Here is a 13142-nt window from a genome sequence, read left to right on the forward strand (position 1 = left end):
ACTGGACGGCATGCCCTCCGGTCGTCGCTCCTCCAAGCGCCCGTACGGCCAGCCCCATCCCGAGCTCGACGTCGACCGGCTCCGTGCCGGCGGCAGCGCGCGCGTGGAGACGGGCCCCGGCGGCGAGGAGTACTTCGTGGCGGTGCCCCGCCCGAGCGACCGCACGTTCACGTGCCCCTGCTGCTCGCGGGACATCCCCGGCGACCAGCAGCACATCGTCGCGTGGGCCACGGGAGGGCTGTTCGGCGAGGAGGCGGCCGCCGCGGCGCGCCGCCACTGGCACACCGCGTGCTGGGAGACGTTCGGGAGGTCGCGTGGCTGAGACGGAGGAGCTGCGCTCCATGACGGTCCTGCGGGCGGACCGCGAGGACATCGAGCTGCGCACGGAGGACGGTCTCACGCTCGTCGGCGAGCTCGCGCTCCCCGCGGAGGGCCCCGTCACGGCGACCCTCATCACGCTCCACCCGCTGCCCACGCACGGCGGCTTCATGGACTCGCACGTCTACCGCAAGGCCGCCTGGCGGCTGCCGGCGCTCGCGGGCGTCGCGGTGCTGCGCTTCAACACGCGCGGCACGTCGTCGCCGCGCGGCACGAGCGACGGGGAGTTCGGCGAGGGCGTCACGGAGGCCGCCGACGTGCGCGCCGCCGTCGACTTCGCGGTGAGCCGCGGGCTGCAGCACCGGTGGCTGGTGGGCTGGAGCTTCGGCACGGAGCTCACCCTCATGCATGGCAGCGACCTCGACGTCGAGGGCGCGATCCTGCTGTCGCCGCCGCTGCATCGTGCCACCGAGGACGACATGCGCGCGTGGGCGGCCACCGGCAAGCCCGTGACGGCGCTCGTGCCGGAGCACGACGACTTCCTCCAGCCGGACGAGGCGCGCGAGCGCTTCGCCCCCCTCACCCAGCTCGAGCTGATCCCCGTGCCCGAGGCCAAGCACCTGTGGGTGGGGGAGAGGTTCGTGCGCATCGTCCTCGACGCGATCGTCGCGCGCGTGGCGCCGGAGCGCGCCCCGCTTCCGGGCGAGGTGCCCGCGTCCATGGTGGAATGAGGCGAGGGATTCGACCTGGCACGATGCGAAGGAGTCGCCCGTGAGCCTCGTACCCGACGGCACACCCCTGGTCCTGCTCAACGCCTTCCCCGTCGATCGATCCCAGTGGGATCCGCTCATCGACGCGCTGCCCGCGCTCCCGGGCGACATCATCACGTTCGACGTGCCGGGCATCGGCGACATGCCGCTGCCCGACGAGGAGCCGTCGCTCGAGCTCATCGCGGACGCCGCGGTGCTCGCGATGCGCGAGGTGACGGGCCGCGACAAGGCGGTGTGGGTCGGCTGCTCGATGGGCGGCTACATCGCGATGGCCGTCGCCGAGCGGCACCCCGAGGCCGTCGCCGGCATCGGTCTGCTCGGCACCAAGGCCGCCGCCGACACCGACGAGGCCCGTGAGGCCCGCCTCGCGCTCGCGGAGAAGGTGGACGGGGCCGAGGGCCACCCGGACCCCCGCGGCGCCGCCGAGGGGCTCGTGGGCACGCCGGGGGAGGGCCGTGAGGCGCTCGTCGCCGCCGTCGCGGGCAACATCGCGCGGCACGGGGGCGACGGGATCGCGTGGGGCCAGCGCGCCATGGCGGCGCGGCCCGACCGCACCGAGGTGCTGGCGGCGCTCGAGGTGCCGGCGCTCGTGGCGGTGGGGGAGCACGATGCGATCGCGGGCGAGGACGCCGCGCATGCGATGGCGGAGGCGCTGGGCGTCGAGGCCGTGGTCCTCGACGGCGTGGGCCACCTCAGCGCGTGGGAGGACCCGCAGCGCGTGGCCGCGCTGGTCGCGGACCTCGTCGACCGCGCCGACGCCGCGGGCTGAACGACGCCGCGGGGCCGCCCCGCGCATCGTCCCGTGCGGCGCTCCGTACGGCGCTCTGAACGGCGCTCCCGCGTGGGCGGGATGTCCCGCGTTTCCGATTTGTGAATTCTTGCGCCGGGACCTGGCGGGCGCGGGGAGCGGCGTGCCACCATGGCGTGTGCGGGGGGCACCTCACCACGAGGGGGGCGTGAGGTGCTCCCCCGCCCCTTCTCCCGCGAGCCTCAGGCCCAGTCGTCGCCGGCCGCGAGCCGCAGGCGCAGCGCCTCGACCAGCGGCAGGGACTCGCCGTCGCGGGCCCCGCGACCCAGCTCGAGCGGCGGGTCGGACGGCGTCAGGGTCGCGCCGCGCAGGCGCTCGCGCAGGCCGCCCGGCGTCGACAGCACGTAGAAGGCGCCGTCGGTGCCCACGCCCACGGAGCGGTCCCGCTTGAGGTACCAGCCGCTCACCTGGGTGCGCACGCGGCCCGAGCCGCTGTAGGTGCGCGCGGTGAGCGCCTCGGGGCGGATCCCCGCGGCGGCGGCGTCGCGCGCGAAGGCCTCGATCAGCGCGGCCGCCTGGCGGGTCTCCGCCTGGCGCTGCCGGTCGAGGGCGTCCGCCCGCCGCTGATGGTCACCGCGCGCGTCCACGCTCACGCCTCGGAGCGCTCCGCCTCGGCCTCGTGCTCGGCCTGAAGGCGGCTCGCACGGGCGAGGTTGCCCACCGGGTCGGAGGAGAGCAGGCCGCGCAGGTCGTCGAGGTACGTGGTGATCGACTCGCGCTGACGGTTGAGCTCGTCGACCTCGCGCGCGGCCATGGTGCGCTCGCGCTCGGCGTCGCTCACGGCCTCGGAGATGATCGCCTCGGCGTGCTCACGCGCCTCGGAGACGATCTCGTCGGCGTTGTTGCGGGCGTTCGTCAGCAGCGTCTGCGAGTGGACCTCGGCCTCGCGGCGCACCGACTCGGCACGCTCGAGCGTCGCGCTCAGGCGGTCCTCCGCCTCGGAGGTGCGGCGCTTGGCATCCGCGACCATCGCGGCCGTCTCGGCGGTCGCCTCCTCGTGGCGGCGGGTGAGCTCGCGCTCGGCCTGCTCGCGGGTGGTGACGACCTCGAGCTCGAGGTCCTCGCGGGTGCGGCGGGCCTCCTCGTGCGCGGCCTCGGCCGCGGCCTGGGCCTCCTCGCGCATGCGGGTGGACTCGGTGGTCGCGGTGTCGACCAGGCGCTTCGCCTCGGCCTTGCCGTTGGCGACGGTGTCCTTCGCCTCGCGGTCGCTGGTGGCGCGCAGGTCCGAGGCCTGCTGCTGGGCGCGCGCGAGCGCGGTCTCCGCCTCGCGGGTGAGGCGGGCGGCCTCGGCGTCGGCGGTCGAGCGCAGCTCGGCGAGCTCCGCGTTGACCGTGGCGCGCAGGTCCGCGGTCTCCGACTCGGCGGCCTGACGCATCTGCAGCGCGTCCGTGGTGGCGGCCCCGCGCACGGCGGTGGCCTCCTCGTCCGCGGCGCGGCGCAGCTCGGCGGCCTGACGGCGCGAGTCCTTGACGAAGGCCTCGGCCTCGGCGTGGAGCGCGTCGGCCTCGGCCTGCGCGGACTGGCGCTGCTCCGCGATCTCCGCGGCGACCTCGTCACGCAGCTGCGTGACCTCCTCGTCGGCGGCCTCGCGGACGTGCGTCGCGTAGCTGTCGGCCTCGCGGCGCTGCTGCGCGGCGTAGGCGTCCGCGTCGCGGCGCTGCTGCGCCGCGTACACGTCCGCGCCGCGGTGCTGCTCGGCGGCGTACGCCTCGGCCGTCTGGCGCTCGTGCGTCGAGTAGGCGTCGGCCACGCGGCGGGTCTCGGCGGCGTACGCGTCCGCCTCGCGACGGGTGTCGGCGTCGTAGACGTCGGCGTCCTGGCGCTGGGTGGCGATGAGCTCCTCGTGCTCGCGGCGCTGCGCGGCGAGGTCCTCCTCGGTGGCCTGGCGCTCGTCGGCGGCCCACGCGGCGGTCGCGGCGCGGAGCGCGGCCACCTCCGCGGCGGCGGTGCGGCGCTCGTTCGCGACCCACGCCTCGGTCTCGTCGCGCAGGGCCGCGACCTCCGCCTCGACCTCCTTGCGCAGGCCGGCGGCGTACGTCTCGGCGTCCTCGCGGAGCGCGGCGACCTCGCCCTCGACGCGCTTGCGCAGCGCCGCGGCGTAGCCGTCGGCGTCCTCGCGCTGCGTCGCCGCGTAGTGCTCGGCCTCGCGGCGCTCGTTCGCGGCCCATGCCTCCGTCTCCTCGCGGAGCCCGGCGGCGTAGCCCTCGACGTCGCGGCGCTCGTTGGCCGCCCATGCCTCGGTGGCCTCGCGCAGCGCCGTGACGGCGGCGTCGGTCTCGCGGCGCTCGTTCGCGGCCCAGCCGTCCGTCTCCTTGCGGAGCGCGGCGGCGTAGCCCTCGGCCTCGCGGCGCTCGTGCGCCGCCCAGCCCTCGGTCTCCTGGCGCAGGTGCGCGACCCACGCCTCGGTCTCCTGGCGCAGCTCGGCGGCGTACGCGTCGGCGCTGTCGCGCAGCTCCGTCGCCTCGGCCTGCGCGGCGGTGCGCTGCGCGGCCGTGTCGCGGGCGGCGGCCGCGCGGAGCTCGCCGACCTCCTGATCGGCGGCGTGGCGCAGCTGCGCCACCTCCTCCTCGGCGGTGTGGCGCAGGTCCGCGACGTAGGCGTCGGCCTCGCGGCGCTGCTGGCCGGTCTCGCGCTCGGCGAGCGCGCGCAGCTGAGCGACCTCCTCGGCCGCGACGCGGCGCGCCTCGGCGGCGTCGTGCTCGGCCTCTTCGCGCATCTCCTGGGCCTCGTCGTTCGCCTGGGCGAGCGCCGCGGCGGCGTCGTTGCGCAGCGTCGCGGCGTCGCTCTCGGCGGAGATGCGCATGTCGGAGGCCTCGGCCTCGGCGACGGCGCGCAGGTTCGCGGCCTCGCGCTCGGCCTCGCCGATCGAGTGGCCGGCCGCGGCCTCGGCGGCCTTGCGGGTGGCCTTCGCCTCCTCGCGCGCCTCGGCGACGATGCGCGCGGCGTCCGACCTCAGCGCCTCGGTCTCGACGCGGGTCGCCTCGGTGAGCTCGTCCGCCTCGGCGTGCGAGGCGGCGAGGAACGCGGCGGCCTCGTCGCGCAGGCGGCTCGACTCCTGGTGCGCGTGGGCGAGCTTCTGCTCGGAGTCGGCGCGCGCGGCGTCGACCAGGTCGGCCGCCTCGCGCTGGCTGGTGACGCGCAGCTCGGTGGCCTCGCGCTCGACGGAGGCGCGCAGGGTGTGCGCCTCGCGCTCGCCGGTGGCGCGGACCTCGGCGGCCTCGGCCTCGGCCGCGGACCGGATGCGCTCGGCGTCGCGCTGCGCGCGCTCGACGGACTCGCCGGCCTGCCGCTCGGCGGCCTCGCGGAGCCCCGCGGCGGTGTGCTCGGCCTGCGTCTTGATCTCGTCGGCCTCGCGGCGGCTCTGCGCGAGGATCTCGGCGACCTCGTTGTCCGCGCGGGCACGTAGCTGCTGGGCGGCGACGTTGGCGCGGGCGACCGTGTCCTGGGCGTGGGTGTTCGCGCGGGCGATGACGTCGGAGGACTGCTCCTCGGCGGAGCGGAGGAGCTGCTCGACGCGCGCGCCGAGGCCCTTGTAGGTGGGCTGCTCGGACTCGCGGAGCGCCTTCTGCGCCTCGTCCAGGGAGGACCGGGCCTGCTGCGCCTCGCGGCGCGCCTCGTCGACCGCGCCGGTCTGCTCGCGTACCGCGTCCTCGAGGCGCGCGATGTGGGCGGCCACCGCCTCGCGGTCGTAGCCGCGCATCACAAGCGGGAACGGCAGGTTCTCTTCGGCCATGGCTCTCCTAGATCGCGCGCCGGGGGAGGCGCGGGTCGCGCATTCGACCCTCAGGGTAGTGCCCGTGCCCCGCACGGAACAAAGTCGCGGGGAGCCGCGTTCGGGGCATGTCTCGTAAAGTGAACAGCGAGACGAACGGAGAATCACGTGACTTTGCGCACCACCGCGCTCATCGCGGGGGCGCTCGGGCTGCTCCTTCTCATCGGCGGCCTGATCGCCGATGCGATGCGCCCGGCGTCCTTCGGCACGCCGAGCGCTGCGGTCGACACCCCCGTCCTGCTGATCGGCCCCGCCATGGTCGCCATGGCGCCGGGCGGCACCATCACCGTCGAGGGCGACGGCGAGATCGTCGCCTACGCCGGCCGCACCGAGGACGCCGAGGACTGGGCCGCGTCCCGCGAGACGACCGTCCTCACGGGCGTCGTCAGCTGGGACGACCTGTCGACCGAGGCGCTCGCCGCCGACGAGCCGCAGACCGCGGAGCCGAGCGCCTCCGCCTCGGCGTCCGCCACGGCCTCGGAGGAGCCCTCCGCCGACGCCTCGGCCTCGACGTCCGCGGAGCCGTCCGCGGACGCCTCGCCGTCGGCCTCGGCCGAGGAGGGTGCCTCCGCCACGCCCGAGCTGGCCGACATCTGGCGCGAGTCCTGGGACGCCGACGGCACCCTCGAGCTCGAGGCCGACGCGCTCCCGGTCGGGCTGACCATCGCGGTCGAGTCCGCCGACGGCGCCCCGCTCACCGGGGTGACGATGACGATCGACCGCGTCGTCAACGACGGCTGGGTGACGCCCCTCAAGTGGTGGGGCGGCGTGCTGACCGTCGCGGGCCTCATCGCGCTCGTGTCGCTCCTGTTCGACCACCGCGGCGCGGGATCGAAGGTGGAGACCGCGGTCGCCGGGCGCAAGCCCACGACCCCGGCCACGCCGGGCGGCCGCCGCGAGCGTCGCGAGACGCAGACCGCCACCGGCGGCATCCCGGTGGTCCCGGCCGAGTCCGACCCGACCACCGGCGAGGTGCCCCGCGCCGACGAGGCCAGCGAGCCGGCCCCGGAGGACGATGCGCCCGCCGCAGGCGGCGCCGACGGAGAGGAGCGCTCATGAGGAGGCAGACCACCCTCGCGGCGGCCGCCGTCGCCGGGCTCGTGGTGCTCGCCGGCTGCACGCCCGCCGTGCCCGAGCCGGTCGCGGCGCCCGCCGCGCAGGAGACCTCGGCCATCACGCAGACCCAGATCGACCGCATCGTGCCCGCGACCTTCGCGGAGCTCGAGGCGGCGGACGAGGCCCGCAAGGCGAGCCTCCTCGGCGAGCGCGTGGGCGGCACCGCCGTCACCGTGCGCGGCGTCGAGTATCAGCTGCGCAAGGCCGGCGACAAGCAGGCCATCGAGGAGATCCCGTCCACGATGCAGGCGGTCTACGTCAGCGCCGAGGGCGTGTTCCCGCGCCTGATGGTGGGCGTGTCCGAGGCCCCCGAGGACGCCACCCCGGTGGTGCTCGTGTGGCTCCAGGAGGACATCGACGCGGACTACGTCATGCAGAACTGGGCGCACATGGTGCCCGGCGCGACGCTGCCCGCGATGCCGGGCCCGGCGGTCGGCTCCAACCAGCTGCCGCTCGACTCGGACGCCGTCGACCCGTCGCCCGAGCAGGTGGTGCGGGACTACGTCAAGCTCCTGCGCCAGGGCGCGAAGAGCGACTTCGCGGACGACTTCGCGGCGGACACCTACCGCGCCCGCCTGTTCGCGGCCCGCAAGGTGCTCACCGCGGCCGCCAAGAAGGGCGACGGCAGCTACGTCGACACCGTGCAGCCGCAGCTGGACGACACGTACGCGATGGCCACCGCGGACGGCGGCGCGCTCGTGTTCGCCCCGCTCGTGGTCACGTCCTCGCTGCGCGTCAAGGGCGGCGCCACCGTGTCGATCTCCGACGCGGACAAGGCGCTCGTCAAGGGCAAGCTCAAGGACCGCGTCACCCACACGTACAACGACCTGGTGGTCATCCACGTGCCTGCCGACGGCGGGGGCAAGCCCACCGTCGTCGCGGCCGACCATCACCTGGTCTCGGTCGAGGCCAAGTAGCCCGGCCAGGAGGAGGCAGACACCCATGACCGACACCCCCGCCGCCCTGCGCGGCGCCGTCGACCTCGGCGCGCTCGCGGCGCGCTCGCGCCGCGCCGACTCGGGGCTCGCGACGATCGACGAGGCCGCCTTCCAGGAGCTCGCGCAGCAGTCGCTGCAGCGCCCGGTGGTCATCGCCTTCGTCTCCGCGTCCTCGCCGCAGAGCGAGGAGCTCGCGCGCGAGATCGAGGAGGTGGCGGCGTCGGTCGGCGTCAACGCCGCCGCATGCGACATCGACGCGCAGCCCGCGATCGCGCAGGCCTTCCAGATCCGCGGCGTGCCGGCCGCGGTCGCCCTCATCGGCGGCCGTCCGGCGCCCCTGTTCCAGGGCGCCGCCACGCGCGAGCAGCTGGTCGAGGTGCTCGGCCAGGTCGTCGAGGCCGCGCGCCAGATGGGCGCCGCCGCCGGGCTGGGCGCCGGGGAGGCGCCCCAGGAGGACCAGCCCGAGCCCTTGCCGCCGCTGCACCAGGAGGCGCACGACGCGATCGACCGCGGCGACCTCGACGCCGCCGAGGCGGCCTTCGACAAGGCGCTGCGGGAGAACCCCAAGGACGCCGAGGCCCGCGCGGGCCGCTCGCAGGTGCGCCTGATGGCGCGCGCGCGGACGGCCGACCTGGGCGCCGTGCGCAAAGCCGCGGCCGATGCGCCGGACGACATCGACGCGCAGCTCGCGGTCGCGGACATGGACGTGCTCGGCGGGCAGCTGGAGGATGCGTTCGGCCGGCTCGTCGACCTGGTCCGGGCGACCGCCGGGGACGACCGCGAGCGCGTGCGCGCGCGCCTGCTCGAGCTCTTCGACGTGGTCGACCCCGCGGACCCGCGGGTGCTGCGGGCGCGTCAGGCGCTCGCGTCGGCGCTCTACTGACCCGTCACGCGAGTTCGCTCCGCACGGTTCCGGAGACGACACGCCGGCGATGAGCCCCGATCAGGGGCTCATCGCCGGCGTGTCGCGTGTCGAACCGTGCGGAGCGAACCGGCGGGGGCTACCTCGACGGGCGCAGGATGACCGCGCCGAGCGGGGGCACGCGGATCGTGGCGACGGCGGGGAAGCCGTGCATCGACCGCGCGACCGCGTCCACGTGGCCCAGGTTGCCCACGCCGGAGCCGCCGTAGGACTCCGAGTCCGTGTTGAAGACCTCGTCCCAGCCGCCGGCCTGCGGCAGCGGCAGCGCGTAGTTGTCGTGCGGCACGCCCGCGAAGTTCACGACGACCGCGACGGGCTCGCCCGCCTCGTCCATGCGGAGGAAGGCGAGCGTGTTGCGCCGCGAGTCGTCGGCGTCGATCCACCGGAACCCGGCCGGGTCCGAGTCGCGCTCGAACAGCGGGGGAGTGTCGCGGTAGAGGCGGTTGAGGTCCGCGAGCATGCGGCGCACGCCCTCGTGGAGGCGGTCCTCGAGGTGCCACCAGTCGAGCGAGCGGCCCTCGGACCACTCGGCGTACTGGCCGAACTCGCAGCCCATGAACACGAGCGTCTTGCCCGGGTGCGTCCACTGGTACGTGAGCAGCGCGCGCAGCGTGGCCATCTTCTGCCAGTGGTCGCCGGGGAAGCGGTCGACGAGCGAGCCCTTGCCGTGCACCACCTCGTCGTGCGACAGCGGCAGCATGTAGTGCTCCGAGAACGCGTACATCAGCGAGAACGTCACGGTGTGGTGGTGGTACGAGCGGTGCACGGGCTCCTCGCCCATGTACCGCAGCGTGTCGTTCATCCAGCCCATGTTCCACTTGAGCCCGAAGCCCAGGCCGCCCGCGCTCGTGGGCGCGGTGACGCCGGGCCACGCGGTGGACTCCTCGGCGATCATCACGACGCCGGGGGCGCTGCGGTAGGCCGTCGCGTTCGTCTCCTGCAGGAACGCGATCGCGTCGAGGTTCTCGCGCCCGCCGTGGACGTTGGGGCGCCACTGGCCGGCCTCGCGCGAGTAGTCGAGGTAGAGCATCGACGCGACGGCGTCGACGCGCAGCCCGTCCGCGTGGAACTCCTGGAGCCAGTACACGGCGTTGGCCACGAGGAAGTTGCGCACCTCCGCGCGTCCGAAGTCGAAGATGAAGGTGCCCCAGTCCGGCTGCTCGCCGCGCAGCGGGTCGGGGTGCTCGTACAGCGGGGTGCCGTCGAAGCGGCCGAGCGCCCACTCGTCCTTGGGGAAGTGGCCCGGCACCCAGTCGAGGAGCACGCCGATGCCGGCGCGGTGCAGCGTGTCGATGAGGTAACGCAGCTCGTCGGGCGAGCCGAAGCGCGAGGTGGGCGCGTAGTAGCCCGACACCTGGTAGCCCCATGAGCCGCCGAACGGGTGCTCCATCACGGGCAGGAACTCGACGTGGGTGAAGCCCATCTCCGAGACGTAGGCGGTGAGCTGGTCGGCGAGCTCGACGTAGCCCAGGCCCTGGCGCCAGGACCCGAGGTGCACCTCGTAGACCGACATGGCGCTGCGGTGCGGCTGCGAGGCCGCGCGCTGCTCGATCCAGTCGGCGTCGCCCCACGCGTAGCCGGACTCCTCGACCACCGAGGCGGTCGCAGGCGGCAGCTCGGTGCGGCGGGCCATCGGGTCGGCCTTCTGCCGCCAGTGGCCGTTCTTGTCGAGGATCTCGAACTTGTAGGTGGTGCCCGCGACGACGCCCGGGATGAAGAGCTCCCAGATGCCGGACGCGCCGAGCGTGCGCATCGCGTGCGTCGCGCCCTGCCAGTGGTTGAACTCGCCCACCACGCGCACCGCGCGGGCGTTGGGCGCCCACACCGCGAAGTCGGTGCCCTCGACCTCGCCCAGCACGGACTCGAGGCGGTGCACGTTCGCGCCGAGCACGCTCCACAGGCGCTCGTGGCGCCCCTCGCGGATGAGGTGCAGGTCGAGCTCGCCCAGGAGCGGCATGAAGCGGTACGGGTCGTCAGCGACCGACGTGCTCTCGCCGTACGTCGTGTGGACCCGGTAGTCGGGGATCTCCTCGCCGGGCAGCACCACGGACCAGATCCCGTGGTGCTCATGCTCGGCGGCGAAGCGGCCCTCGAGCGTCTCGATCTCCACCACGTCGGCGAGCGGGCGCAGCACGCGGATCGTGACGGCGCCGGCGTCCGGGTGGGGGCCCAGGACGGCGTGCGGGTCGTGATGCGTGCCGCGCGCGATATCGGCGAGCACGGCCTGGTCGAGTCGGCGGGGCATCAGCACCCTTTCTGCTGGTGGGCGGCGGTCGAGGTCATGAGGGCCTCACGACCGCCGCGTGAGCGAGCGTGACTGCGGGGTCGAGGCGGACGTAGAAGTCGCGCCCCCACGTGTAGGTGGCGCCGCCGACGACGTCGTCGACGACGAGCCGCGCATCGTCGGCGAGGCCGAGCGCCGCGAGGTCGAGCGTGACCACGCCGGACTGGACGTGGTGCGGGTCGAAGCTCGCGACCACGATGACCGTGTCCGGCCGGCCGGTCGGGGACTCCTCGGCCGGCAGGTGCCGCGAGAAGCACAGGATCTCGGGGTTCGTCGTCGGGTGGACGCGCAGCCCGCGCAGCCTCCGCAGCGCCGGGTGCGCGGCGCGCGTCCGGTTGAGCGTGGTGAGCAGCGTCCTGATGCCGTAGCGGTCGGCGTCCGCCCAGTCGCGCTGCTTGAACTCGTACTTCTCGTTGTCGATCTGCTCCTCGACGCCCGGCCGCGGCACGTTCTCCACGAACTCGTAGCCGGTGTAGATGCCGTACGAGGGCGAGCCGGTCGCGGCGAGCACCGCGCGCATCCGGTAGATCGCGGGCCCGCCGTGCTGCATGTCGGGCGTGAGGATGTCGTGCGTGGTGGGCCAGAAGTTCGGGCGCATGTAGAAGGACGCGTCGCCCGACACCTCCTCGAGGTACTCGCCCATCTCCTCCGCGTTCTGGCGCCACGTGAAGTACGTGTAGCTCTGGTGGAAGCCGATCTTGGCGAGCGTGTGCATCATCGCCGGCCGCGTGAAGGCCTCCGACAGGAAGATCACCTCGGGGTGGTCCTCGGCGATGTCGCGCAGCAGCCGCTCCCAGAACGTCAGCGGCTTGGTGTGCGGGTTGTCGACGCGGAACAGCGTGACGCCGGCGTCGATCCACACCTGCAGCATGTCGCGGATGGCGTGGTAGATGCCCTCGGGGTCGTTGTCGAAGTTGAGCGGGTAGATGTCCTGGTACTTCTTGGGCGGGTTCTCGGCGTACGCGATGGTGCCGTCGAGCCGCTGCGTGAACCACTCGGGGTGCTCCGTCACCCACGGGTGGTCGGGGGAGCACTGCAGCGCGACGTCGAGCGCGACCTCGAGGCCCACGGACCGGGCGGCCTTGACGAAGGACCGGAACCCGCGCATCGTCCCCAGGTCCGGGTGGATCGCGTCGTGGCCGCCCTCGGCGGCGCCGATCGCGTACGGGCTGCCCGGGTCGCTCGGCTCGGCCTTGAGCGAGTTGTTGCGGCCCTTGCGGTGCGTGAGCCCGATCGGGTGGATCGGGGTGAGGTAGACGACGTCGAAGCCCATGTCCGCGATCGCCGGCAGGCGCTTCGCGGCGGTCGTGAACGTGCCCGAGGTCCACTCGCCGGTGCGCTTGACGATGCGGGCGCCCTCGGACCGCGGGAAGATCTCGTACCAGGCCGATACCAGGGCCTTCTCGCGCTGCACGAGCAGCGGGTACTCGGCGGACGTGGTGACCCAGTCGCGCAGCGGCGCCGCCGTGAGGGCCGCCTTGAGCTCGGGGGACGATGCGGGGGCGAGGCGGGCCTCGGGCGCCAGGGAGCCGTCCTGGAGCGAGGCGATCGCGCCCTCGAGGAGCGCCTTGCGGGCCGGCGTGTGACGCACCTCGGTGAGCGCGCGCGTGAGGATCGCGACGCCCTCGTCGAGCATGAGCTGGACGTCGACGCCCGCGTGGACCTTGACCTCGGCCGCGTGGCGCCAGGTCGACACCGGGTCCGACCAGGCCTCCACCCGGAAGCGGTGCAGCCCCTCGTGGCGGGGGGTGAGGATCGCGCGGTAGGTGCTGGTGCCCCAGTCGTGCAGCGGCATCGGCAGGCGCTCGTGGCGGCCGTCCGGCCGTGTCACGACGACGGTCGCGCCCTCGGCGTCGTGGCCCTCGCGGAAGATCGTGGCGGTGATCGGGACGGCCTCGCCGACCACCGCGCGGGCCGGCCAGCGCCCCTCCTCGAGCGAGGGCTGGACCCCCACGATGGGGATGCGACCGACGGACGTCTCAGCGGAGCGGGCCATGCCCCCGAACCTACTCGCAATGCGCGGCGAGCGATACCAGGGAGCCCCGCGTGCCAGGGGTGTCGCCGACCCGGGACCTGCGGTGTCGTGCGCCCGTCCGAACACCATGTAATGTGTGGCACGCGGTTCATGTAACCGCTTGCATCCAAAGGAGGTTGTGCGCGGTCACGGATCGATAACGACGTGTCTCGAATGGGTCACGACGCAGCGCTCGATTT

The 13142-nt window shown here is 74.4% G+C and carries 10 protein-coding genes; 6 read left to right on the forward strand and 4 right to left on the reverse strand.

The window, feature by feature from the left end; genetic code table 11:
• Positions 1 to 10 precede the first annotated feature (10 nt).
• From AOM02_RS06085 to AOM02_RS06095, 3 genes are read left to right on the forward strand one after another with little or no spacing between them, the layout of a single operon-like run.
• Positions 11 to 322 carry an Rv1322 family protein gene (locus AOM02_RS06085; protein ID WP_062297750.1) on the forward strand — a complete coding sequence of 104 codons (312 nt, stop codon included), beginning with the start codon at positions 11 to 13 and terminating at the stop codon, positions 320 to 322.
• A gap of 19 nt (positions 323 to 341) precedes the next feature.
• Entirely contained in the window at positions 342 to 1049 is a 708-nt protein-coding gene (locus AOM02_RS06090) for an alpha/beta hydrolase (RefSeq protein ID WP_169746609.1), read from the forward strand.
• A gap of 40 nt (positions 1050 to 1089) precedes the next feature.
• Complete coding sequence (locus AOM02_RS06095) at positions 1090 to 1857, forward strand: alpha/beta fold hydrolase (RefSeq protein WP_062297754.1); 768 nt, start codon at positions 1090 to 1092, stop codon at positions 1855 to 1857.
• A 221-nt stretch (positions 1858 to 2078) separates the two neighbouring features.
• Here AOM02_RS06095 and AOM02_RS06100 read toward each other — a convergent pair whose 3' ends face one another.
• Together AOM02_RS06100 and AOM02_RS06105 are read right to left on the reverse strand one after the other, a co-directional pair.
• Complete coding sequence (locus tag AOM02_RS06100) at positions 2079 to 2483, reverse strand: hypothetical protein (protein ID WP_228373053.1); 405 nt, start codon at positions 2481 to 2483, stop codon at positions 2079 to 2081.
• A gap of 2 nt (positions 2484 to 2485) precedes the next feature.
• Positions 2486 to 5629: a hypothetical protein gene (locus AOM02_RS06105; protein WP_062297760.1), complete on the reverse strand. Its 3144-nt coding sequence runs from the start codon at positions 5627 to 5629 to the stop codon at positions 2486 to 2488.
• 147 nt (positions 5630 to 5776) lie between these two features.
• On the opposite strand from AOM02_RS06105, the gene AOM02_RS06110 reads away from it, so the two are divergent.
• The 3 genes from AOM02_RS06110 to AOM02_RS06120 are packed head-to-tail and all read left to right on the forward strand — an operon-like array spanning position 5777 to position 8605.
• Positions 5777 to 6727: a hypothetical protein gene (locus AOM02_RS06110; protein WP_156156118.1), complete on the forward strand. Its 951-nt coding sequence runs from the start codon at positions 5777 to 5779 to the stop codon at positions 6725 to 6727.
• Positions 6724 to 7701, forward strand: a complete 978-nt coding sequence (locus tag AOM02_RS06115; RefSeq protein ID WP_062297763.1) for a DUF8094 domain-containing protein — start codon at positions 6724 to 6726, stop codon at positions 7699 to 7701. The genes AOM02_RS06110 and AOM02_RS06115 overlap by 4 nt, the downstream gene beginning before the upstream one ends.
• A 25-nt stretch (positions 7702 to 7726) precedes the next feature.
• Positions 7727 to 8605, forward strand: a complete 879-nt coding sequence (locus AOM02_RS06120; protein ID WP_062297766.1) for a co-chaperone YbbN — start codon at positions 7727 to 7729, stop codon at positions 8603 to 8605.
• A gap of 118 nt (positions 8606 to 8723) precedes the next feature.
• Here AOM02_RS06120 and glgB read toward each other — a convergent pair whose 3' ends face one another.
• Both glgB and AOM02_RS06130 read right to left on the reverse strand, forming a co-directional pair.
• The gene (gene glgB, locus AOM02_RS06125; protein ID WP_062297768.1) at positions 8724 to 10889 is read right to left on the reverse strand and encodes a 1,4-alpha-glucan branching protein GlgB; all 2166 of its coding nucleotides are present in this window, start codon (positions 10887 to 10889) and stop codon (positions 8724 to 8726) included.
• Between the two features lie 34 nt (positions 10890 to 10923).
• Positions 10924 to 12924: an alpha-1,4-glucan--maltose-1-phosphate maltosyltransferase gene (locus AOM02_RS06130; protein ID WP_062297771.1), complete on the reverse strand. Its 2001-nt coding sequence runs from the start codon at positions 12922 to 12924 to the stop codon at positions 10924 to 10926.
• Positions 12925 to 13142 lie beyond the last annotated feature (218 nt).

The sequence above is a fragment of the Demequina maris genome (assembly GCF_000971155.1).
In the GTDB taxonomy this organism is placed as follows: Bacteria; Actinomycetota; Actinomycetes; order Actinomycetales; family Demequinaceae; genus Demequina; species Demequina maris.